We start from the raw sequence: 23,138 nt of genomic DNA on the forward strand, positions 1-23,138 counted from the left end.
AATTAGCGCACCTTCAGCGTCGCCAGGCCAATCAGCACCAGCATCAGCGAAATAATCCAGAAGCGCACGATCACCCGTGGTTCTGGCCAGCCTTTCAATTCATAGTGATGATGGATCGGCGCCATGCGGAAAATACGTTGCCCGCGCAGCTTGAACGATCCCACCTGCAGGATCACCGACAGCGTTTCAACCACAAACACGCCGCCCATGATCACCAGCAAGAACTCCTGGCGCAGCAGCACGGCGATAGTACCCAACGCGCCGCCCAGTGCCAGTGAACCTACGTCACCCATAAACACCTGAGCCGGGTAGGTGTTAAACCACAAGAAACCTAAACCTGCCCCGACAATCGCGGTGCAGACAATGACCAACTCACCCGCATGACGCAGATAAGGAATATGCAGATAGTTGGCGAAGTTCATGTTGCCCGTCGCCCAAGCCACCAGTGCAAAGCCTGCCGCCACAAACACGGTTGGCATGATCGCCAGGCCATCCAGCCCATCGGTCAGGTTGACCGCGTTGCTGGTACCGACAATCACGAAGTACGCCAACAGCACATACAGCAGACCCAGCTGCGGCATGATGTCCTTAAAGAACGGCACAACCAGCTCGGTGGCTGGCGTGTCTTTTCCTACGGCATACATGGCAAAGGCCACGATCAGGGCAATCACCGATTGCCAGAAATACTTCCAGCGGGCAATCAACCCCCGGGTATCTTTGCGCACCACTTTGCGATAATCATCCACAAAGCCGACGATGCCGTAACCTACCAGCACGAATAGCACGCACCACACGTAAGGGTTGGACGGATAGGCCCACATCAGCACCGAAATGGTGATGGAGGTCAGGATCATGATGCCGCCCATGGTCGGCGTGCCGCGCTTGCTGAAATGTGACTCTGGCCCGTCGTTACGTACGACCTGGCCAAAGGACATTTCCTGCAGGCGTTTGATCACCTTAGGCCCCATCCACAAGGACAGGAACAGCGCGGTCAGCAGGCTGACAATGGCCCGGAACGTCAGGTAGGAAAAGACGTTGAAGCCTGAATAATATTTGACCAAATGTTCGGCCAGCCAAACTAACATGGTGCTTTCTCCTGTAACGCGCGTACTACCTGCTCCATTGCGGCACTACGTGAACCTTTGATTAACACGGTAATTACCGCATGTGTTGAAAGTAGTTCCGCCACGCGCGCGGTCACTGCTGTTTTATCCTGATAATGCTCACCGTGACCGGCGGCCGAGCTCAATACCTGGCTCAGTCCACCCACGCTGATAACTTTATCGATACCGGCCTGACGGGCGGCTTCACCCACCTGACGATGGCATTCTTCGGCTTCTGCGCCCAGTTCGGCCATATCGCCAACGACCATCACGCGGTAACCCGGCATTTCTGCCAATACCTGCGCCGCTGCCGTCATGGAACCGACGTTGGCGTTGTAGCTGTCATCGAGCAATAACTTACCTGCTGCCAAGGCGATCGGGAACAGACGCCCTGGCACGGCCTGAAGCTGTTTTAAACCTTCACTGACGGCGGCCAACGTTGCACCCACTGACATTGCCAGCGCTGCCGCTGCCAACGCATTGGCCACATTATGACGGCCCGGCAATGGCAACTCGATCGCTACCGTGCCGAATGGGCTGTGCAAGGTGAAGTGCGTTACGCTGCCTTTCACCTGGATGTCACTGGCAAAGAAATCTACTGATTCCGCAGCCTGGGGGGAGAAACGCCAGACTGTCTTGCCCCGTAACTGCGTCTGCCAGTGTGGCCAGTCGTTGCTATCTGCATTGAGGATCGCCACGCCATCCGCCGGCAAACCGGCAAAGATCTCGCCCTTGGCCTGCGCCACGCCAGCCAGTGAACCAAAACCTTCCAGATGGGCAGCGGCCAGATTATTCACCAGCGCGCTCTGCGGTTGTGCCAAGGCGGTGGTATAGGCAATCTCACCGATATGGTTGGCACCCAGTTCGATCACCGCAAAATCATGCTGCGGCTCTAAACGCAGCAGCGTTAGCGGCACGCCGATCTCGTTATTGTAATTGCCTGCGGTATGCAGCACTTCGCCGCATTCACGCAAAATGGCCGCGGTCATCTCTTTCACCGAGGTCTTGCCCGATGAACCGGTCAGCGCCACCACTTTGGCTGGCACCTGCTGGCGTACCCAGGCGGCAAACTGCCCCAGCGCCAAGGTGGTATCTTTCACCACCAGTTGTGGGGCATCCACCAATAAGCGCTTACTTACCAGCAAAGCGCCTGCACCTGCGGCAACGGCATCAGCGGCAAAGTCGTGGGCATCGAAACGCTCCCCTTTCAAAGCCACAAACAGGCAACCCGCGGTGACCTGACGAGTATCCCTTGTCACTTCGGTGATGGTGCAATCGGTGCCGATCAGCTCAGCATCCAATACTGCGGCCAGCGTCTGGAGGGAAACCGGGATCATGCCAACACCCCCAGCAGACGAGCGACGGTGGTACGATCGGAGTAGTCCAGGCGGCGGTTGCCCACCAGTTGGTAATCCTCGTGGCCTTTACCCGCCACCAGCACGACATCTTGTTCTTTGGCCTGCATGATGGCGCTGGTCACAGCTTCTGCACGCCCGTGGATCACCTGCACATGCCCGGCATCCAGCAGCCCGGCCAGAATATCTTTGATGATCGCCTGCGGCTCTTCGGTACGCGGGTTATCATCCGTTACCACTACCCGGTCGGCAAACTGCTCGGCAATGCCACCCATAAGTGGGCGCTTACCTCTATCGCGATCGCCACCGCAGCCAAACACGCACCACAGTTGCCCCTGGCAATGCAGGCGAGCGGCTTCCAGCGCTTTTTCCAGCGCATCCGGGGTGTGGGCATAATCCACCACGACCGTCGGCTTGCCTGGCGCATTGAAGACTTCCATCCGGCCACAGACCGGCTGGAGCTGATTGGCGGTGTTAACCAGCTTCTCAAGCGGGTAACCGAGCGACAGCAGCGTCGCCAATGCCAGGATCAGGTTACTGACGTTGAATGCCCCCATCAGGCGGCTTTCGATCTCGCCGTTACCCCAGCTTGAGCTGAAGTGGAGGGTGGCACCGTTATCGTGATAGTTCACCGCCGTGGTCTTCAACCAGCGGCCACGACAGCCAGGCTGTAAATTATCCTGCATGGTGACGGCTACCGCGTCTGGCAAGTTAGCCAGCCAGCGCTGTCCGACTTCATCGTCGGCATTGATAATGGCCTGCCCAACCTCATGGTTGGCAAACAGTGACCATTTGGCCGCTTCGTAGCTGGCCATGTCACCGTGGTAATCCAGGTGATCGCGGCTCAGGTTGGTGAATACCGCGGCGGCAAAAGGTAAGGCCGCCACACGGTGTTGCACCAGACCGTGAGAGGAAACTTCCATCGCGGCAAAGGTCGCCCCCTGCTGCACCAGATCGTTAAGCACGTGCTGCACGTCGACGGCAGAACCGGTGGTATTTTCCGTTGGGCAAACCTGATCTAACAAACCGTTGCCGACGGTGCCCATCACTGCGGCCGTTTCCCCCAACAGTTGGCTCCATTGGGCTAACAGTTGAGTGGTGGTGGTTTTACCGTTGGTCCCGGTCACGCCAATCAGGCGCAGACGCTCGGCAGGCTGATGATAGAAACGCCCGGCTAATGCGGACAGGCGCTGGCCAAGTTGGCTCAGATAAATCACCGGCACGCCGTGCATTTCACAAATTTTACCGTCTTCAGCTTCGCCTTCCGCTTCGGCGATAACGGCGGCAACCCCTTGGGCGATGGCTTGCGGAATATAGCGGCGTCCATCCGTTTGATGGCCAACTACGGCGACAAACAGATCCCCGGCAGCCGCAATACGGCTGTCTAATATCATTTCCCGCAGCGCGCGCTCGGGTGCCGTTGGCACCCACGGAGCGAGTAAATCGCGCAAATTACGATCGGCCACCTGTACCCTCATTCTTGTTAATCACTAATTCGCTTTTGTCACCGGTGGGTAACGCGTCTGGCTGAACGTTCATGATCCGCAGCGCGCCTCCCATGATGGCACCAAACACCGGCGCAGAAATCGCACCACCGTAGTATTTTCCACCCTGCGGGTCGTTGATGACCACCACCAGAGCAAAACGAGGTTGGCTAGCTGGTGCCACCCCCGCGGTATAAGCGATATATCGGTTGACGTATTTGCCATCCGGGCCGACCTTTTTGGCGGTACCGGTTTTAATGGCAATACGATAACCCTTGATGGCGGCTTTCACCCCACCACCGCCCGGCAAGGCGACGCTTTCCATCATGTGCACTACCGTACGCACGGTAGCCTCGGGGAAGATGCGTTCACCGGCAACCGGAGGGTCAACCTTGGTGATCGACAGTGGGCGATAAACGCCCAAGCTGCCGATCGTGGCATAGACTCGCGCTAACTGTAACGGGGTTACCATTAGCCCATAGCCGAAAGAGAAGGTGGCCCTCTCTATGTCAGACCACCGTTGTTTTTTTGGGTATAAGCCACTGCTTTCTCCGACCAGCCCCAAATTGGTCGCTTTTCCCAGCCCAAAACGTGAGTAAGTATCTACCAACGCTGAGGACGGCATCGCTAACGCCAGCTTTGAAACACCGACGTTACTCGACTTCTGCAAGATCCCGGTCACGGTCAGTTCCGAATAACGCGCCACGTCTTTGATTTCATGGCCGCTAACGCGGTAAGGGATGGTGTTGAGCACGCTATTTTCTTTCACTACGCCACGCTGCAACGCCGTCATTACCACCATCGGTTTAACGGTAGAACCAGGCTCAAAAATATCGGTGATGGCACGGTTACGCATGGTGTCTTTCGGCGTATCGGCCATATTGTTCGGGTTGTACGACGGGCTGTTGGCCATCGCCAGCACTTCGCCGGTGTTCACATCCACCAGCACCGCGGTACCAGACTCCGCCTTGTTGAAGGCAACGGCGTTGTTCAGTTCGCGATAAACCAGCGCCTGCAGACGTTCATCGATGCTCAGCGCCAGATTGTGCGCCGCCTGGCTGTCTACCGAGGAGATATCCTCGATCACCCGGCCATAGCGGTCTTTACGTACCGTTCTTTCACCCGGTTGGCCGGTCAGCCAGCGGTCAAAGCTTTTTTCGACCCCTTCAATACCTTCGCCATCAATGTTGGTCACGCCGATGATATGAGAGGTCACTTGCCCGGACGGGTAATAACGGCGCGACTCCTGACGCAGGTAGATACCTGGCAGTTTCAGCTTGTGGATGTAATCACCAATCGCCGGGTTAACCTGCCGGGCCAGATAGACAAAGCGCCCCTTCGGATTGGCATTGATACGATTGGAGAGCTGATCGAGCGGGATTTGCAACGCGTCGGACAGCGCTTTCCAGCGCGAATCCAGCGTAATACCCCCACGTTCGTTCAACTCTTTCGGATCCGCCCATACGGCGTTCACCGGTACGCTCACCGCCAGCGGGCGACCAGAGCGATCGCTAATCATGCCGCGCGCGGTTGGCACCGACTGTACGCGCAGCGAGCGCATATCGCCTTCCTTCACCAACCGATCCGGATTGATCACCTGCAAATAGGCCACACGCAGCATCAGCCCAACCAAGGCCAACAGGATACAGCCGCACAGCAACGCAAAACGCCAGCTGACAAAGCTGGCTTGATCTTCCTGGCGTTTCAACTTATTACCGGGACGTACTGCTTTCATGCGTTAGCTATTTGCTCCGTGTCATAACTTCGGCTAAACCACTCATGGCTTGACAATAATATTTTCTTGCGATGGATCAACGTGTTGCATCTGCAGCTTCTCAGTGGCGATACGCTCTACACGGCTGTGATCGCCAAGGGCATTCTCTTCCAGGATCAGGTTGCGCCACTCAATATCCAGCGCATCCCTCTCCAACACCAGCTGTTCACGCTCGGCGGTCAGCAGGCGGGTACGGTGAGCGGTGGTCACCACAAACACGGCGGAAACCAGCGCGGCGATCAGCAAAATCATTGGGATCTTGGCATTACGCAGCAGATCGCCACCGATGACGCCGACTAAACCGTGGCGCTCATTGCCAATCACGCAGGCATCCTCTCGGCAATTCGCAGTACCGAGCTACGCGACCGTGGGTTTTCCGCTACTTCCGCATCACCAGGCATCATTTTGCCCAAAGCTTTCAAGGTACGGCCGCCCATTTCACGCAGTTGCGCTTCGGTTAACGGTATACCCGCCGGAACCTGGGCACCGCGGCTGTGGTGACGCATAAAGCGTTTGACGATACGGTCTTCCAACGAATGGAAGCTGATGATCGACAGACGGCCTTGCGGGGCCAACACGGCCAATGCACCATCCAACGCGCGTTCGATTTCTTCCAACTCACTGTTGATGTAGATACGGATCGCCTGGAAGCTGCGGGTTGCCGGGTGTTTATGCTTATCGCGGAACGGGCTGGCATGGGCAATCAGCTCCGCCAGTTCCTTGGTACGGGTCATCGGCTCAACGAGGTTTCTTTCCACGATGGCACGGGCAATGCGTTTGGCAAAACGCTCCTCACCGAAGGTTTTCAGCACCCAGGCGATATCGTCTGCTTCCGCTTTCATCAACCATTCGGCGGCAGATAGGCCGCTTGAGGGATCCATGCGCATATCCAGCGGGCCGTCGCGCATAAAGGAAAATCCGCGTTCTGCATCATCCAACTGCGGGGAAGAAACGCCCAGGTCGAGCAACACGCCGTCAATCTTGCCCACCAGGTCCCGTTCCTGCACATAGTCAGCCAAATCGGAAAACGGGCCGTGGATGATAGTAAAACGTGGGTCTGTAATAGCTTGAGCTGCGGCAATTGCCTGCGGATCGCGATCGATAGCCAGCAAGCGCCCTTCCGGCCCCAGTTGGGACAAGATCAGACGAGAATGACCACCGCGACCAAAAGTACCGTCGATGTAGATGCCGTTACTGCGAATATTGAGACCCTTTACGGCCTCATCCAACAGTACGGTCGTATGTTTATAATTTTCCAGCATGCTTATAGTGACAAGTCCTGTAGCCGCTCAGACAACGGTTCCTGAGTGGATTGTTCCGCGTCAATATCATCCTTGACTTGTTGATACCAGGTCTGTTCATCCCACAGTTCAAACTTGTTGAACTGCCCGACCAGCATCACTTCTTTAGTAAGCCCGGCGTGTTGGCGCAGCGTATTGGCTAACAGCAACCGACCGGCATTATCCATCTGACATTCGCTGGCATGGCCCAAAAGTAAGCGCTGGACGCGGCGCTCGGCGGGATTCATGCTCGACAGACGGGACAACTTTTGCTCGATGATTTCCCATTGAGGTAATGGATAAAGCAGCAGGCAGGGCTGATGGAGGTCAATGGTGCAAACCATTTGGCCTTGCGATTCCTCATTCAGTAAATCCCGATACCGGGTAGGAACGGCGAGCCGTCCTTTACTGTCGAGGTTGACCAACGTTGCCCCACGAAACATACCTGAGCTACCCCCTCGTGACCCTTTTCACCACTTTACACCACAAATTCCCACATAAGGGAGTTTACGGAGGGTATGAAAACCTTGTCAAGCCAGAGCAAGCGCGGTTTGGCAATATTTATAGGCATATTCTGGGGGCTGTCTCACGAAAGGAACTCTAATTATTGCATGAAGATAAATTAACATCATGATTAAAGAGGAGAATTTTCTAAGCGGAAATAATGTGATTAAAATAAACACAAATTGACGATTAAATAACTCATTATGCCCTTCTGCAATCCAGGTCTCACTTTTCAACATCGTTCGGGCCGGGGACAAACCTGCTGCATCCCGCGCTGGCAAAGGCTTGGCCACCAGCGGCCTGATGGCCAGCAAAGGCCATAACCCATTGACTTAATAACACTCAATGCATATATCGCCGTTACCCATGCGCTATTTTACTGTAATTATTCCACCAAAGACCAACCCGTAGAAAAAATAATTGCGGCGCAAATGACTTACCACGCTAATTATGATGCAAATCATATCGGTAAGATTTTTCTCAAAACACCTATTTACAATTCACCCGGCATTTTTTTTCGCATTTAGGAATATGCGCAAAAATAGTAAGGCTACCTCCGGTGCATTTATCCGTGCGGCCTCCCCTGGCCAACGAAAAACCATAACACCTTGTTTATAAATGAATTATAAGAATCTGCCATGTTAAATGCCTGCTTTTTCCGCTTTTCACCCTGTCGTCAGGATAAAAATCAGCCAAATGTTAAAAATAAAAATTTTCAGCCACTTAAAACAAACCAAGCAGTCAAGTAGACTACTAACAGGCTAACAAATTAGATAATAACACCAGGTCAACATTCATTATCAACATGTTGACCGTTAAAATCAGGGATCGTGTCATGTCTACAGCTGTTTCTCACTGGCGCAGCGCTGCCGCCGATACTTTTGCGCTGGTGGTGTACTGTTTTATCGTCGGGATGGCGATCGAAATGCTGATCTCGGGCATGAGCTTTAGCCAATCGCTCTCCTCTAGGCTGGTGTCGATCCCGGTCAATATCCTGATCGCCTGGCCTTATGGCCGCTACCGTGATTTCTTTATCGCCACCGCTCGCCGCAGCCCCCGCGGGCAATTTTTACTGCGCAACCTGGCCGACCTGTTGGCCTACGTCAGCTTTCAATCGCCGGTTTACGCCGCCATTCTGTGGAGCGTGGGCGCAGACGGCCAGCAGATCCTGGCGGCGGTGACCAGCAATGCGGTGATCTCGATGGCGATGGGCGTGGTGTACGGCTACTTTCTGGAGTACTGCCGCAGGTTGTTTCGCGTGGTCCCCTCACCCCAACCCTCTCCCACAGGGAGAGGGAGCTAGTTCAACGTCGTGGGCAGGTCAGGTGGCACGCCGTAGGGGGCGCTGCATGCTGCGCCCGTGCCAAGGTCAGATTAAGGAGTCAATGGGTCCCCTCTCCTTTTGGGAGAGGGTTAAGGTGAGGGCTGGATTACTTGCGGCTCAGGCTGCCACGGCGGAACAGGTTACGACGAATGCGCGTCATACCCGGCTTGGGTTTGCGCGGTTCATCCAGGCTGGCTAGTACCAACTCCAGCACCCGCTCGGCAACATCGCGGTGACGCTGGGCCACGGCAAGCACCGGGCACTCCAGGAAATCCAACAGCTCATGGTCACCAAAGGTGGCAATCGCCAGATCCGCCGGTAAACGCCCACGCTGTTTCAACGTGACATCCATCACCCCCTGCAACAGCGAGAACGAAGTGGTGAACAGTGCCTGTGGCATCGGATGGGTTTTCAACCATTCCGCAAACAGCACACCGGCCGCTTCACGTTCATAGCTGTTGGCATACAGATAATCCACCTGCCGCTCATCGTCCTGCCAGGCCTGGCGGAAACCTTGCTCACGCAGGAAGCTGACCGAAAGTTCTGGCAAAGCCCCAAGATACAACACCGACTTGGCGGGGAAAGTCCGTAACTCCTGCGCCAAGGCAAAAGAATCCTCCTGATCGGCCCCCACCACGCTGATAAAGTGTTCACGATCCAGCGCGCGATCCAATGCGATAATCGGGAAAGGATCGTTCGCCCAGCGTTGATAGAAAGGATGCTCCGGCGGCAAGGCGGTAGACACAATAATCGCATCGACCTGACGTTGCAGCAGGTGCTCGATGCAGCGCATCTCATTATCCGGCTGATCTTCGGAACAGGCGATCAGCAGTTGGTAACCGCGTTGACGCGCTTGACGTTCCAGATAGTTGGCAATGCGGGTGTAGCTGGTATTCTCCAGATCGGGTATCACCAGGCCGATAGAACGAGTGCGGCCCGCACGCAACCCTGCCGCGACGGCATTCGGGTGATAATTGTGCTCCCTGACCACGGCCATCACTTTTTCGACGGTTTTATCGCTGACACGATACTGTTTCGCCTTGCCGTTGATGACATAACTGGCCGTAGTGCGCGAAACGCCTGCGAGACGCGCGATTTCATCCAGTTTCACGTTAACCCCTTTAAATAACTCTAAAAATTACAATGGATCGTGTGGCGTTGTTTTACCCCTGGCTTTCAGAGTACGGCATACCGAAAGCAGCGAGGTAAGGAGTAACCATGATAGTCACTATGGTTATTCAACCCGTAATGGCGATCTAACCGCAGAAAACACGGCCGAGCAACCGCTTTCGCCCAAAGGTGCCAGCAAATGGGCAAAAAAGAAAAAAGAAAGGGCGTAGCAAGACTCGCCACGCCCTCGATACCGTGCAGAAAACCCGCTATCAGCGCATAATCTTGTCGCCGCGCGACACGCCAACAATTCCTGAGCGGGCCACTTCCACGATCTCTGCCACTTCACGTACGGCGTTGAGGAAAGCATCCAGTTTGTCACTGGTCCCGGCCAGTTGTACGGTGTAAAGCGACGAGGTGACATCCACAATCTGGCCACGGAAGATATCCGTGCTGCGCTTCACCTCTTCACGGCCATAGCCGCTAGCCTGTAGTTTCACCAGCATGATTTCACGCTCAACGTGTGAGCCTTGTACCAGCTCACTGACGCGCAGCACGTCCACCAATTTGTGCAGTTGCTTCTCTATCTGCTCCAGCACCTTTTCATCACCCACCGTCTGGATCGTCATGCGCGACAGGGTTGGGTCATCGGTGGGGGCCACCGTCAGGCTTTCGATGTTATAGCCACGCTGAGAGAACAGCCCGACGACGCGCGACAACGCACCGGATTCGTTTTCCAGTAATACCGATAAGATACGGCGCTTCATCAGGTTCTCTCCGTTTTGCTGAGCCACATTTCGTCCATGCTTCCACCGCGGATCTGCATTGGATAAACATGTTCGGTCTCGTCGACGGTGACGTCGACAAACACCAGACGTTCTTTTTCCGCCAGCGCCTGCGCCAGCTTGCTTTCCAGCTCATCCGGCGTGCGGATGGCAATACCCACGTGGCCGTAGGCTTCGGCCAGCTTGACGAAGTCCGGCAAGGAATCCATATAGGACTGCGAATGGCGGCCCGAATAGATCATATCCTGCCACTGCTTCACCATGCCCAGATAGCGGTTATTCAGGTTGACTACCACCACCGGCAGGTTGTACTGCAAGGCCGTGGACAGCTCCTGAATATTCATCTGGATACTGCCGTCACCGGTGACGCACACCACCGTTTCGTCTGGCAGTGCCAGTTTGACCCCAAGGGCAGCCGGCAAGCCAAAGCCCATGGTGCCCAAACCACCGGAGTTGATCCAGCGGCGCGGCTTATCGAAAGAATAATAGAGCGCGGCAAACATCTGATGCTGACCCACGTCGGAGGTAACATAGGCATCGCCTTTGGTCAGCCGGTGTAACGTTTCGATCACCGCCTGAGGTTTGATGGTGCCACTGTCTTTGTTGTAGCCCAGGCAATCACGCGCCCGCCACTGTTCAATCGACTGCCACCAGTCACGCAGCGCATCGAAATCCTGCGCTTTGCCCTCTTGTGACAGCAATTCCAGCATCTGCGTCAATACCTGTTTAGCATCGCCAACGATAGGAATATCGGCATCCACCGTTTTGGAAATGGAGGTCGGGTCAATGTCGATATGCAACACCGTGGCATCCGGGCAGTACTTGGCCAGATTATTGGTGGTGCGATCGTCAAAGCGCACCCCGACGGCAAAGATCAGATCGGAATGATGCATGGTCATGTTGGCTTCATAGGTGCCGTGCATACCCAGCATGCCGACGCTTTGGCGATGAGTTCCCGGGAATGCCCCCAGCCCCATCAGCGTACAGGTGACCGGCAGATTCAGCTTCTCCGCCAGTTGTAGCAATTCTTCATGGCAGCCCGAATTGATCGCCCCACCGCCCACATACATGATCGGCTTTTTAGCCGCCAGAATGGTTTGTAGCGCGCGTTTGATCTGCCCACGGTGGCCTTGCACCGTCGGATTGTAGGAACGCATGCTGACGTCCTGCGGATACGCGTAAGGCATTCTTACCGTCGGGCCAACGATATCCTTCGGCAGATCGACTACCACCGGGCCAGGACGGCCGGTCGAAGCCAGATAAAATGCCTTTTTCAGCACGGAAGGAATGTCTTCGGTACGCTTGACCAGGAAGCTGTGTTTCACTACCGGGCGGGAGATCCCCACCATATCGCATTCCTGGAAGGCGTCGTAGCCAATCAGTGAACTTGGCACCTGGCCGGATAGCACCACCATCGGAATGGAATCCATATAGGCGGTGGCGATACCGGTAATGGCGTTGGTGGCCCCTGGGCCAGAAGTGACCAGCACTACGCCCACTTCGCCGGTCGCTCGCGCATAGCCATCGGCCATATGCACCGCACCTTGCTCATGGCGCACCAGAATATGGTCGATGCCCCCCACCGTGTGCAGGGCATCATAGATATCGAGTACCGCCCCGCCCGGATAGCCGAATACATGCTTAACGCCCTGATCGATCAACGATCGGACGACCATCTCGGCTCCTGACAATATTTCCATGGGTTTGCCTCCAGGCTTACATAGCTTGTTCTTGTCTGACGCCGGAACGTAGCGCCTGTCCTGTCTGGGGCATGGCCCCAAAAATCTTATGGACGTTTTGGACTCTTAACATAGCGTCAGAATATGGGGCAGGCAAACGGCAAAATGGCTTAACGCAGGCAAGGTTATTGCCATCAGGCTGGAGAAGCGCGGCTTAACAAAACTATGCACTAGCTGAGCGGTTATTCAGCTAGGCATTGTTTTGCATGGTGGGGTAATTACAGAACTATATTAGGCAAGCTAATCGGGCGCAGCATACAGCGCCCCTACGTACGATGAGCTAACTGAGGCCTGTTTACCCTCATTTATCCTGATACATGGACTCTATCTCATGCTGATAGCGCTGGAGGATCACCTTGCGACGCAGTTTTAGCGTCGGAGTTAGTTCCCCCAATTCCATTGAGAAGGCCGCTGGCAGCAGAGTAAATTTCTTCACCTGCTCAAACAGAGCCAGTTCCTTTTGCATCTCCCGCAGGCGGTTTTCAAACATTTCGAGGATATGGCTGTTACGCAGCAGTTCGAGCCGATCCTGATACTTCAGGTTGACCGATTTGGCGTACTCTTCCAGCGATTCGAAGCTCGGGACGATCAGCGCGGAGACAAACTTGCGCGCATCGGCAACGATCGCCACCTGCTCAATAAAGCGATCCTGCGCCAAAGTCCCTTCCAGCATCTGTGGCGCAATGTACTTACCCCCGGAGGTCTTCATCAGATCCTTCAGCCGCTCGGTAATAAACAGGTTACCACCTTCATCAACCATGCCGGCATCGCCGGTTTTCAGCCAGCCGTCTGCGGTAAAGCTATCGGCCGTTTCCAGCGGTTTATTGAAATAGCCGCGCATCACGATTGGGCCACGCACCTGGATCTCATTCTCTTCGCCGATGCGCACTTCCACGCCGGGTAACGGCTTGCCGATTGAGCCAAAGCGGAAGTTATTCTCTTCCCAGCAGGAAACCGTGGCGCAGGTTTCCGTCATGCCATAGCCGTATTTGATGTTAATGCCCATCGCCTGGAAGAACAAAATGACATTGTCATCCAGCTTGGCACCGGCCGCAGGCAAGAAGCGCACTCGCCCACCCAGGATCCCCCGCAGCTTGCTTAACACCAGCTTGTCTGCCCAACGGTGGGAAAGATCGAACAGCTTACCTAACGGCTTGCCTGCCCTTTCCTGCAGGAATTTGCGTTCGCCGCAGACAATGGCCCAATGGAACAAGGCACGCCGTAACCAAGGCGCACGTGCGACCTTTTCATGCACCGCGCTGAAGATTTTTTCATAAAAGCGCGGCACTGCGCACATCAGGGTCGGTTTGACATCGGCCATTGCTTCTCGCACCCAGTCGGTATTGGGCAGATAAACGTTCTGCGCGCCCGAGTGCATGATAAAGAAGCTCCAGGCACGTTCAAAGACGTGTGACAGCGGCAGGAAACAGAGGGAAACGTCATCGGCAGTCACCGTCAGGCGATCGTCGTGCAGTTGTAATTGGGCGGCCATATTGCGGTAGTCGAGCATCACGCCTTTCGGCTCGCCGGTGGTGCCAGAGGTGTAGATCAGGGTGAACAGATCCTGCAAATCACACTCGGCAATCCTTTGCTGGCGCACTGCGTCAAAACGCTCAATATCCGCAAGACGTTCAAAGTGATGCAGATGTTGAGCGATGTCACAGCCGCGCAAATCGGCTGAATCATCAAAGACAATAATGTGGGTGAGTTGCGGGCACACGCCACGCAGCGCAATCGCGGCATCCAGTTGTTCTTGCTCACCAACAAACAGAATGCGGATATCGGCATCATTAATGATAAATGCCGCCTGAGCCGGGGTATTGGTGGCATAAAGCGGCACGCTCACCGCCCGTAATTCGAGGATCGCCAGATCGGCTAGCGACCAGGTCATGCTGTTGTTGGCAAAAATCGCGATACGTTCTTGCACCTCGACGCCCAGCGCCAGCAGAGCGCAGGCAATCTGCCGTGTGTGCGCCCCGACCTGCGACCAGGTCAGCCGGGTTTCTCCCTGCGGAGACCATTGGCGGAAAGCCGTCTGTTCGGCACGGTTAGCAATTTGATGCTGTATACGTTCGACCTGGTGGTAATGTTGCAAGGTATGGGTCATAGCGCTCTAAGCCTGAAATTAATCAACCAGTTAACCGTGATCGGAGCGGAAGCTCTCGCATCTCAGCTTACACGTGTTTACTTTTTTTTCGCAGTCTACCTAGTCTCCGGCCGTGGGAAAAGGGATTTCAGCGTCGAAGTGTGAGCTAAAACGCGTGGGTTCTCATTTCTCTTGATCTTGGACAAAAGGCAGTGCAAAAGGTTTGCACCAAACTGACAAAGTGGGATCGGCGACAAAAAAAGAAGGTAGCAGGTTAAAATTTCAGCGGATTGCTTAAGGGGCAGAATATAGTTTCAGTCGTTCATATTAATTAATCGTCATGGAGAAAATGTTATTTCCAATGACGCCGTAACACAGAATTATCTTAGATTTGTTTGAGCATATTCTTATTAATTCGCCGCATGATCCATTATCAACCCGACGCACTCGAAAGCGCGCTGGGCCAATAAATCTCTAATTAGCGCAATACGCCAGATTGGCTAAGTACCGACTTCATCCACTGATGACCTTTATCGCGCTCGGCAGATTCGTGCCAGGATAGATAACAGGTAGCCGTTTTCTTCTCCCAAGGCAGCGGAATTAATTTCAGCTGCAGCGCCTGTGTGTGCTGCTGGGCAAACCAACGAGGGGCGATTGCTACCATCTCGGTCATGGCGACGATATTCAATACGCTGTACAGGTCAGTACACTGCTGGGTGACACTGCGTTGTGCGGCTTCATCAAGATAGTAGGGTTTACTGAAAGAACAAAAGCGATCTAATGAAATGACTGCATGACGCTCCGCCAGCATCTGTTTCTGGTTGATGGTCCCCACCAGACGTGGGTGAGACTGTGCGGCAACCAGGGTCAGTTCGTCGTCGAATAAGGCGATATCCCGAAACTCGGGATGTTCAAGACGGCTGTAGCCAATCACAAACTCGGTTTCCTGATAGCGTAACTGATGCTCAATGTTATGGCTCATGTAGGACTTGGTCTGGATCTGCACGTTGGGCGCCATGCTCTTGACGTTGTTAATAATTTTAGCCGTCAGGCGAATATCTAGCGGGCTGCAGATAGAAAGCTCAAAGACGCGTTCACTGCTCAGTGCATCAAAACCGGCGCCTGGCAGCTCATTTTGTACCAGCTGCAATGCCTGGCGTACCGGGCCAAAAAGTTGGCGGGCGCGCATGGTGGGCTGAATGCCGCGGCCGAAGCGGACAAACAGTTCGTCGTTGAACATGATCTTCAAGCGTGATACGGCATTGCTGACCGCAGGCTGTGACATCCCTAAGGAATTTGCCGCCTTGGTAATATTCTGCATCTGCATAACTGCATCAAAAACAGTGAGTAAATTAAGATCCACACTGCGCAAATGAATATCACCGTTTTCTTTCCTCAAGACAGTTCCTGAATTAAATTCGGACATATCCAAACTCCACTAAGTCCCATGTAGATAATCCCGGCAGCGCGCAGGGGAATAACAGGCAAAGTCCGCGCCAGGTTATTCCCACACTGCGAAATTAGTTATCCCTATTGACTCCCTTTGGCAGACAGCAATTGGGCATCATCCTATAAAAATATGACACAGCGGTGCATATTAGGCTTTGTTCGTCGGTTGGCAGCCTGGGCACATCGGTGCGTGACACGCCGATGGCATACAAACAAATTGGCAGGCAAAGCACCTGAGTTATGGATACCCGTTTGGTACTCATCAACCTAGGGATCAGACCATAAAACACGATGCTGGACAATCATAGCAGAGCAAAATAGGTATCTTTAGCATCACTTAATTGATTGAAGCCGGTCAGTTCAGCTTTATGAATACGAAGCACGAATAAATCAACACAAACAAATTGACGCCATGAATACAAAGCTTGCAACATCAACACCCCATCAAGACTTCGGCGCGGTTTTTTTGTGCCATTGATGGATTTTAACCGAGTAGTATTGGTAATCAATGTAACAGCCTCGCTTTCAAAGCATTTATGCTAAATAACGTCCGTTACCCATTGGCTTTTACGCTGGCTTGCGCTGATTTTGCCGAGTTTCCAACTACCGCGTCGCCCCTTGCTACCGGGCTTTTCAAACCCCCAGTTTTAATCAGGTGTTGACATGCCCCGGCCAATAAAGTATCAAGTTAGGCAACGAAACAATTTTAGAGAAGCTGACCGCCATGATCCGTACCCACCGTCTACTAAGCCTACTACTAAACGCATCTTATGTGCGCGGTACGCTGGTGGACGGGGTTCAAAGCTGATTCAGCCCATCATCTGCAAAACCCGCGCTACTGCGCGGGTTTTTTTTTACCCGCTTAGCGTGAAACAAACACGACAAGGAACAACACGATGAGCCAACAAGTCATTATTTTCGATACCACATTGCGTGATGGTGAACAGGCGCTGCAGGCTAGCCTGAGCGTTAAAGAAAAAATTCAGATCGCCATGGCGCTGGAAAGAATGGGTGTCGATGTAATGGAAGTCGGCTTCCCGGTTTCCTCCCCTGGGGACTTCGAGTCGGTACAGACCATCGCCCGTCAGATCAAAAACAGCCGCGTTTGTGGTCTGGCACGCTGTGTGGATAACGACATTGATGTCGCAGCCGAAGCATTACGCGTTGCCGAGGCGTTCCGTATCCACGTCTTCCTGGCCACCTCTACCTTGCACATCGAATCCAAATTGAAGCGCTCCTTCGATCAGGTGCTGGAAATGGCCGTGCGCTCGGTGAAGCGTGCCCGCAACTATACCGATGACGTCGAGTTCTCCTGTGAAGATGCTGGCCGTACCCCGATTGATAACCTGTGCCGCGTAGTTGAAGCCGCTATCAACGCCGGTGCCACCACCATTAACATTCCTGATACCGTCGGCTATACCACGCCAAACCAGTTCGGCGGTATCATCACTACGCTGTATGACCGCGTACCTAATATTGATAAAGCGATTATTTCCGTCCACTGTCACGACGATTTGGGCATGGCCGTGGGTAACTCCATCGCTGCCGTCCAGGCCGGTGCCCGCCAGGTAGAAGGTACCTTGAACGGTATCGGTGAACGCGCGGGTAACTGTTCACTGGAAGAAGTGATCATGGCCATCAAGGTGCGCCAGGACTTTATGCAGGTGCATACCAATATTAATCATCAGGAAATCTACCGCACCAGCCAGTTGGTCAGCCAGCTGTGCAACATGCCTATCCCGGCCAACAAGGCCATCGTCGGTTCCAACGCCTTTGCTCACTCCTCCGGTATTCACCAGGACGGCGTGCTGAAAAACCGCGAGAACTACGAAATCATGACCCCGCAGACTATCGGTCTGAAAGATGTCCAGTTGAACCTGACCTCCCGTTCTGGCCGTGCAGCAGTTAAACACCGCATGGAAGAGATGGGTTATAAGGAACAGGATTACAATCTGGACGTGCTGTACGCCGCGTTCCTGAAGTTGGCCGACAAGAAAGGCCAGGTGTTTGACTACGATCTGGAAGCCTTGGCGTTTATCAACAAGCAACAGGAAGAGCCTGAGCATTTCAGCCTGGACTCCTTCAGCGTGCAGTCTGGCACCAACATTATGGCTACCGCTTCTGTCAAACTGAAATGTGGCGAAGAAGAGAAGTCCGAAGCCGCGACCGGCAACGGCCCGGTGGACGCGGTTTACCAGGCGATCAACCGCATTACCGACTACCCGATTGAGCTGGTGAAATACCAACTGACCGCCAAAGGTCAGGGCCGCGACGCTCTGGGCCAGGTTGATATCGTGGTGTCTTACAATGGCCGCCGCTTCCATGGCGTTGGCCTGGCAACCGATATTGTCGAGTCCTCTGCCAAAGCGATGATCCACGTATTAAATAATATCTGGCGCTCCCAGCAGGTAGAAAAAGAAAAGCAGCGCTTGCAGCAAACCAAACAGCATAATAATCAGGAAACGGTGTGAACATGACTAAGACTTACCACATTGCCGTCTTGCCCGGAGACGGAATCGGCCCAGAAGTAATGGCCCAGGCGCACAAGGTGTTGGACGCAGTGCGCCAACGCTTTGGCATCCGTATCACCACCAGTGAATATGACGTCGGTGGCATTGCCATCGATCGCCACAGCACACCACTGCCCGCCGCGACTGTGACCGGCTGTGAGCAGGCCGACGCTATCCTGTTCGGCTCGGTGGGTGGCCCTAAATGGGAACACCTGCCGCCAGCAGAGCAGCCTGAGCGCGGTGCGCTGCTGCCATTGCGCAAGCACTTCAAACTGTTCAGCAACCTGCGCCCTGCCCGCCTGTACCAGGGGCTGGAAGATTTCTGCCCGCTGCGTGCCGATATCGCCGCACGTGGCTTCGACATCCTGTGTGTGCGTGAGTTAACCGGTGGCATCTACTTCGGCCAACCCAAAGGCCGTGAAGGCCAGGGTATGCACGAACGCGCCTTTGATACCGAGGTGTATCACCGCTTTGAGATCGAACGTATTGCCCGCATCGCCTTTGAATCCGCCCGCAAACGCCGCAATATCGTCACCTCGATTGATAAAGCCAACGTGCTGCAAAGTTCCATCCTGTGGCGTGAAGTGGTGACCCAGGTCGCCAAGGATTACCCGGACGTGTCGCTGTCACACATGTATATCGACAACGCCACCATGCAATTAATCAAAGATCCGTCCCAGTTTGACGTGCTGCTGTGCTCCAACCTGTTTGGCGACATCCTGTCGGATGAATGCGCCATGATCACCGGCTCGATGGGCATGCTGCCTTCCGCCAGCCTGAACGAACAAGGCTTTGGTCTGTATGAGCCGGCCGGCGGTTCCGCGCCGGACATCGCGGGTAAAGACATTGCCAACCCAATCGCGCAAATTCTGTCAGCAACCCTGATGTTGCGTTACAGCCTGGGTGCCGATGAGGCCGCAGATGCCATCGAACGCGCCATCAATCAGGCGTTGGAACAGGGTTACCGTACCGCCGATCTGGCTGGTGCCGGCAAAGCTATCGGCACCAGCGAAATGGGCGACATCATTGCCCGCTTCGTGGCTGAGGGGGCATAAATCATGGCCAAGACTTTATATCAGAAATTATACGATGCTCACGTGGTACATGAAGCGCCAAACGAGACGCCGCTGTTGTACATCGATCGTCATCTGGTGCATGAAGTGACCTCCCCACAGGCCTTCGACGGCCTGCGTGCCATGGGCCGCAAGGTTCGTCAGCCGGGCAAGACCTTTGCCACCATGGATCACAACGTTTCTACCCAGACCAAAGACATCAACGCCAGCGGCGAGATGGCCCGCATTCAGATGCAGGAGTTGATCAAGAACTGCGCGGAGTTCGGCGTTTCGCTGTATGACCTGAACCACCCGTTCCAGGGCATCGTGCACGTCATCGGCCCTGAGCAGGGCATGACGCTGCCAGGCATGACCATCGTCTGTGGTGACTCCCATACCGCCACGCACGGTGCTTTTGGCTCGCTGGCGTTCGGTATCGGCACCTCAGAAGTGGAACACGTGCTGGCAAGCCAAACCCTGAAGCAGGGCCGCGCCAAGACCATGAAGATTGAAGTGACCGGCGATGCCGCTGAAGGTATTACCGCCAAAGATATCGTGCTGGCCGTCATCGGCAAAACCGGTAGCGCTGGCGGGACTGGCCACGTAGTGGAATTCTGTGGCAAAGCCATCGAAGCGCTGAGCATGGAAGGCCGCATGACGCTGTGCAATATGGCGATTGAGATGGGTGCCAAAGCGGGCCTGGTCGCCCCAGACGACACTACCTTTAATTACCTGAAAGGCCGCCAGTTTGCACCAACCGGTGAAAACTGGGAGCAGGCTGTGACCTATTGGCGCACCTTGAAATCCGACGCCGAAGCCAAATTCGATACCATCGTTACCCTGCGGGCGGAAGAGATTGCACCCCAGGTAACCTGGGGCACCAACCCAGGCCAGGTTATCGCCGTCGATCAGGCGATCCCTGCACCAGACTCCTTTAGCGATCCGGTAGAACGCGCCTCAGCGGAAAAAGCGCTGGCCTATATGGATCTGAAACCGGGTGTCAAACTGACGGAAGTGCCAATCGATAAAGTGTTTATCGGCTCTTGCACCAATTCACGTATCGAAGATCTGCGTGCCGCTGCCGCCATTGCCAAAGGCCGTAAAGTTGCCGCAGGCGTACAGGCGATTGTGGTCCCTGGCTCTGGCCCGGTAAAAGCGCAGGCGGAAGAGGAAGGTCTGGACAAGATCTTTATCGATGCAGGTTTCGAATGGCGTCTGCCAGGCTGCTCTATGTGTCTGGCGATGAATAACGACCGCCTGAATCCAGGCGAGCGCTGTGCCTCAACCAGCAACCGTAACTTTGAAGGGCGTCAGGGCCGGGGTGGGCGTACTCATCTGGTCAGCCCGGCGATGGCAGCAGCTGCAGCCGTCAGCGGCCATTTTGCCGATATCCGTGAATTGCACTAAGGAGCACCACCGTGGCTAAATTTACTCAACATACCGGCTTAGTGGTGCCTCTGGACGCGGCCAACGTCGATACCGACGCCATTATCCCGAAACAGTTTCTGCAGAAAGTAACGCGTACCGGCTTCGGCCAGCACCTGTTCAACGACTGGCGTTTCCTGGACGATGCGGGGCAGCAGCCGAACCCTGAGTTTGTGCTGAACTATCCGCGTTATAAAGGGGCCAGCATCCTGTTAGCTCGGGAAAACTTCGGCTGTGGCTCATCCCGTGAGCACGCGCCATGGGCACTGACCGATTACGGCTTCAAGGTCGTGATTGCGCCAAGCTTCGCGGATATCTTCTACGGCAACTCGTTTAACAGCCAGTTGCTGCCGGTTGCGCTGAGCGAGCAGGATGTGGACACGCTGTTTAAGTTGGTGGCAGAGCACGAAGGCACGGAGTTTGTCGTCGATCTGGAAAACCAGACAGTGAATGCCGGAGGCAAAAGCTATCCATTTGAGATCGACAGCTTCCGCCGCCACTGCATGATTAACGGCTTGGACAGCATCGGCTTGACGTTGCAACACGAAGCGGAGATTTCCCGCTACGAGGCGCAGCAGCCTGCATTTTTGAATTAATTGACGCGGGCGCTGCATGCGGCGCCCCTACGATCGGAGCTTATTTTGTAGGGGTGCAGCATGCTGCACCCGTCTAAATCACCAATATCCTAACCACTTCCACCACACCCCACCAATCAATGCCCAGATCAGCAGGTTAACCACACTCATGATAAAACCGGTTTTCCACCATTCGCCCAAGGTGGCATAGCCCGATCCAAAGATAATTGGCGCGGTGCCGGTACCATAATGGGTTAATGACATCATCAGCGAAGACGAGAAGGCCAGGATCAGACCAAGCAGTGCTGGCGGTGCGCCAAGAGCAATACCGGCAGCAAAGAATGCGGCAAACATGGCTGTTACGTGTGCGGTGGTACTGGCAAAGAAGTAATGCGAATACAGGTAGACAAGCGTAAGCAGAATGGTCCCGCCGACCCAGCTCATCCCCATATGATCGATGCCTGAACCCACCGTTTGTGAAAGCCAGCCAATCAGGCCAAGTTTGCCGAGGTAGGTTGCCATCATCACTAGGGCGGCAAACCAGACTACGGTATCCCAGGCCCCTTTGTGCTTGAGCACATCGTCCCAGCTCAGTACGCCAGTTGCCAGCAGGATGGCCAGGCCGATCACCGCAGCCGTCGTCGGGTTAACCGCCAGAGCTGGGCCAAAAATCATTGCAGGAACCCCGGCCCACAGCACCAACAACAGCGCAAAGACGCCCAGCGTAATTTTCTCTGGCAAGGTTATCGGCCCCAGCGCTTGCAGCTTGTCTTGGGCAAAACGTGGCGCATCTGGGGTACTTTTGATTTCCGGTGGGTACAACAAATAAACCACCAGCGGCATGACAATCAACGAGCAGACCGCCGGTACCAACGCCGCCACCGCCCACATTGCCCAGGTCAGTTCAAATTCGGAGCCGGCACCTTTGGCGATCAGATTAACAATCAACGGGTTAGGTGCGGTGGCCGTGATAAACATCGCCGAGGTGATCGGGTTGATATTGTAGTTCACCAGCGAGAGATAGCGGCCAATCTTGCCAGAGGTATTCAGCTCAGGCTTGGAGCCAAAGCTGTCGGCGATCGATTTCATGATCGGGTGGATAATCCCGCCGCCGCGCGCGGTGTTGCTCGGCGTCACCGGTGCCAACACGGTTTCCGCCAGGGTTAACGCATAGGCGATCCCCAGCGTCTTTTTGCCAAACAGCGAGATAAAGTAATAGCCAATGCGCGATCCCAGGCCGGTTTTGTTCAGGCTCAGGGAGATCATGATCGAGAAGCCGATCAACCAGATAAGCTGGTTGGAAAACCCGCTCAACGCATCATCTAACGCCGCCCCAGGCTTGCCCGGGTTGGTCACGCCGGTCACGGCTACCAGCGCAATTGCGATGATGGAGACGGCACCGATAGGCATAGCCTTGCCGATGATGGCAATAATGGTACCGATAAACAGTGCCAGCAGATGCCAGGCATTCGGTGCCACTCCTTCGGGAACTGGGATCACAAACCAGATAAGCAGCGCGACAATAACGGCAAACAGGGAGGGAATAGGTTTGAGCGGCGTTAGTTTATCCATAACATACCCAC

19 protein-coding genes are annotated in these 23,138 nt (G+C 54.7%); 5 read left to right on the top strand and 14 right to left on the bottom strand.

Going from position 1 to position 23,138, the window contains the following annotated elements:
* Positions 1 to 2: 2 nt before the first annotated feature.
* Genes mraY through mraZ form a run of 7 tightly spaced genes read right to left on the bottom strand, consistent with a single transcriptional unit; the run spans position 3 to position 7,439 of the window.
* Entirely contained in the window at positions 3 to 1,085 is a 1,083-nt protein-coding gene (mraY, locus tag U869_RS0121165; protein ID WP_024527172.1) for a phospho-N-acetylmuramoyl-pentapeptide-transferase, read from the bottom strand.
* Positions 1,079 to 2,440, bottom strand: coding sequence for a UDP-N-acetylmuramoyl-tripeptide--D-alanyl-D-alanine ligase (murF, locus tag U869_RS0121170; RefSeq protein ID WP_025120491.1), 1,362 nt, complete (start codon positions 2,438 to 2,440; stop codon positions 1,079 to 1,081). Before murF ends, mraY begins: the two co-directional genes overlap by 7 nt.
* The gene (gene murE, locus U869_RS0121175) at positions 2,437 to 3,924 is read right to left on the bottom strand and encodes a UDP-N-acetylmuramoyl-L-alanyl-D-glutamate--2,6-diaminopimelate ligase (protein WP_025120490.1); all 1,488 of its coding nucleotides are present in this window, start codon (positions 3,922 to 3,924) and stop codon (positions 2,437 to 2,439) included. Before murE ends, murF begins: the two co-directional genes overlap by 4 nt.
* Positions 3,911 to 5,677 carry a peptidoglycan glycosyltransferase FtsI gene (locus U869_RS0121180; protein WP_025120489.1) on the bottom strand — a complete coding sequence of 589 codons (1,767 nt, stop codon included), beginning with the start codon at positions 5,675 to 5,677 and terminating at the stop codon, positions 3,911 to 3,913. Before U869_RS0121180 ends, murE begins: the two co-directional genes overlap by 14 nt.
* A gap of 42 nt (positions 5,678 to 5,719) precedes the next feature.
* Complete coding sequence (gene ftsL, locus U869_RS0121185; RefSeq protein ID WP_025120488.1) at positions 5,720 to 6,040, bottom strand: cell division protein FtsL; 321 nt, start codon at positions 6,038 to 6,040, stop codon at positions 5,720 to 5,722.
* Entirely contained in the window at positions 6,037 to 6,978 is a 942-nt protein-coding gene (gene rsmH / locus U869_RS0121190; protein ID WP_025120487.1) for a 16S rRNA (cytosine(1402)-N(4))-methyltransferase RsmH, read from the bottom strand. The genes ftsL and rsmH overlap by 4 nt, the downstream gene beginning before the upstream one ends.
* A 2-nt stretch (positions 6,979 to 6,980) precedes the next feature.
* Positions 6,981 to 7,439 (bottom strand): division/cell wall cluster transcriptional repressor MraZ, encoded by a 459-nt coding sequence (mraZ, locus tag U869_RS0121195; protein WP_025120486.1) that lies wholly within the window; start codon positions 7,437 to 7,439, stop codon positions 6,981 to 6,983.
* 896 nt (positions 7,440 to 8,335) lie between these two features.
* Between mraZ and U869_RS0121200 the strand changes: the two genes are divergently transcribed.
* Positions 8,336 to 8,803: an L-alanine exporter AlaE gene (locus tag U869_RS0121200; protein WP_025120485.1), complete on the top strand. Its 468-nt coding sequence runs from the start codon at positions 8,336 to 8,338 to the stop codon at positions 8,801 to 8,803.
* Between the two features lie 127 nt (positions 8,804 to 8,930).
* On the opposite strand, the gene cra is transcribed toward U869_RS0121200, so the two are convergent.
* From cra to U869_RS32245, 6 genes are all read right to left on the bottom strand, one after another.
* Positions 8,931 to 9,935 carry a catabolite repressor/activator gene (gene cra, locus U869_RS0121205; RefSeq protein WP_025120484.1) on the bottom strand — a complete coding sequence of 335 codons (1,005 nt, stop codon included), beginning with the start codon at positions 9,933 to 9,935 and terminating at the stop codon, positions 8,931 to 8,933.
* A 271-nt stretch (positions 9,936 to 10,206) separates the two neighbouring features.
* Positions 10,207 to 10,701 (bottom strand): acetolactate synthase small subunit, encoded by a 495-nt coding sequence (ilvN, locus tag U869_RS0121210; protein WP_025120483.1) that lies wholly within the window; start codon positions 10,699 to 10,701, stop codon positions 10,207 to 10,209.
* On the bottom strand, positions 10,701 to 12,419 hold the full coding sequence (gene ilvI / locus U869_RS0121215) for an acetolactate synthase 3 large subunit (RefSeq protein WP_025120482.1): 1,719 nt from the start codon (positions 12,417 to 12,419) through the stop codon (positions 10,701 to 10,703). Before ilvI ends, ilvN begins: the two co-directional genes overlap by 1 nt.
* 340 nt (positions 12,420 to 12,759) lie before the next feature.
* A complete protein-coding gene (locus U869_RS0121220) occupies positions 12,760 to 14,565 on the bottom strand; it encodes a long-chain fatty acid--CoA ligase (protein ID WP_025120481.1) in 1,806 nt (601 codons plus the stop codon).
* 457 nt (positions 14,566 to 15,022) lie between these two features.
* Positions 15,023 to 15,970, bottom strand: a complete 948-nt coding sequence (leuO, locus tag U869_RS0121225) for a transcriptional regulator LeuO (RefSeq protein ID WP_025120480.1) — start codon at positions 15,968 to 15,970, stop codon at positions 15,023 to 15,025.
* Between the two features lie 325 nt (positions 15,971 to 16,295).
* Positions 16,296 to 16,502, bottom strand: a complete 207-nt coding sequence (locus U869_RS32245) for a hypothetical protein (RefSeq protein WP_157834749.1) — start codon at positions 16,500 to 16,502, stop codon at positions 16,296 to 16,298.
* 387 nt (positions 16,503 to 16,889) lie between these two features.
* Here U869_RS32245 and leuA point away from each other — a divergent pair, with 387 nt between their 5' ends.
* Genes leuA through leuD form a run of 4 tightly spaced genes read left to right on the top strand, consistent with a single transcriptional unit; the run spans position 16,890 to position 21,576 of the window.
* Positions 16,890 to 18,464, top strand: coding sequence for a 2-isopropylmalate synthase (gene leuA, locus U869_RS0121235; protein WP_025120479.1), 1,575 nt, complete (start codon positions 16,890 to 16,892; stop codon positions 18,462 to 18,464).
* 2 nt (positions 18,465 to 18,466) lie between these two features.
* Complete coding sequence (leuB, locus tag U869_RS0121240; RefSeq protein WP_025120478.1) at positions 18,467 to 19,558, top strand: 3-isopropylmalate dehydrogenase; 1,092 nt, start codon at positions 18,467 to 18,469, stop codon at positions 19,556 to 19,558.
* 3 nt (positions 19,559 to 19,561) lie between these two features.
* Positions 19,562 to 20,962, top strand: coding sequence for a 3-isopropylmalate dehydratase large subunit (leuC, locus tag U869_RS0121245; protein WP_025120477.1), 1,401 nt, complete (start codon positions 19,562 to 19,564; stop codon positions 20,960 to 20,962).
* 11 nt (positions 20,963 to 20,973) lie between these two features.
* Complete coding sequence (gene leuD, locus U869_RS0121250) at positions 20,974 to 21,576, top strand: 3-isopropylmalate dehydratase small subunit (protein WP_025120476.1); 603 nt, start codon at positions 20,974 to 20,976, stop codon at positions 21,574 to 21,576.
* A gap of 78 nt (positions 21,577 to 21,654) precedes the next feature.
* Here the strand turns inward: leuD and U869_RS0121255 are convergent, their stop codons facing one another.
* Positions 21,655 to 23,127: an anion permease gene (locus tag U869_RS0121255; protein WP_025120475.1), complete on the bottom strand. Its 1,473-nt coding sequence runs from the start codon at positions 23,125 to 23,127 to the stop codon at positions 21,655 to 21,657.
* Positions 23,128 to 23,138: the final 11 nt, after the last annotated feature.

Origin of the sequence: Serratia sp. H1w (assembly GCF_000633355.1) — a bacterium.
GTDB lineage: Bacteria > Pseudomonadota > Gammaproteobacteria > Enterobacterales > Enterobacteriaceae > Chania.

Bases quoted from the DNA above. Each gene is read 5' to 3' on its own strand.
- ilvN (WP_025120483.1), bottom strand. From the start codon at position 10,701: ATGAAGCGCCGTATCTTATCGGTATTACTGGAAAACGAATCCGGTGCG.
- mraZ (WP_025120486.1), bottom strand. From the start codon at position 7,439: ATGTTTCGTGGGGCAACGTTGGTCAACCTCGACAGTAAAGGACGGCTC.
- mraY (WP_024527172.1), bottom strand. From the start codon at position 1,085: ATGTTAGTTTGGCTGGCCGAACATTTGGTCAAATATTATTCAGGCTTC.
- U869_RS0121220 (WP_025120481.1), bottom strand. From the start codon at position 14,565: ATGACCCATACCTTGCAACATTACCACCAGGTCGAACGTATACAGCAT.
- leuA (WP_025120479.1), top strand. From the start codon at position 16,890: ATGAGCCAACAAGTCATTATTTTCGATACCACATTGCGTGATGGTGAA.
- U869_RS0121255 (WP_025120475.1), bottom strand. From the start codon at position 23,127: ATGGATAAACTAACGCCGCTCAAACCTATTCCCTCCCTGTTTGCCGTT.
- murF (WP_025120491.1), bottom strand. From the start codon at position 2,440: ATGATCCCGGTTTCCCTCCAGACGCTGGCCGCAGTATTGGATGCTGAG.
- leuC (WP_025120477.1), top strand. From the start codon at position 19,562: ATGGCCAAGACTTTATATCAGAAATTATACGATGCTCACGTGGTACAT.
- U869_RS0121200 (WP_025120485.1), top strand. From the start codon at position 8,336: ATGTCTACAGCTGTTTCTCACTGGCGCAGCGCTGCCGCCGATACTTTT.
- leuO (WP_025120480.1), bottom strand. From the start codon at position 15,970: ATGTCCGAATTTAATTCAGGAACTGTCTTGAGGAAAGAAAACGGTGAT.
- rsmH (WP_025120487.1), bottom strand. From the start codon at position 6,978: ATGCTGGAAAATTATAAACATACGACCGTACTGTTGGATGAGGCCGTA.
- leuB (WP_025120478.1), top strand. From the start codon at position 18,467: ATGACTAAGACTTACCACATTGCCGTCTTGCCCGGAGACGGAATCGGC.
- U869_RS0121180 (WP_025120489.1), bottom strand. From the start codon at position 5,677: ATGAAAGCAGTACGTCCCGGTAATAAGTTGAAACGCCAGGAAGATCAA.
- ilvI (WP_025120482.1), bottom strand. From the start codon at position 12,419: ATGGAAATATTGTCAGGAGCCGAGATGGTCGTCCGATCGTTGATCGAT.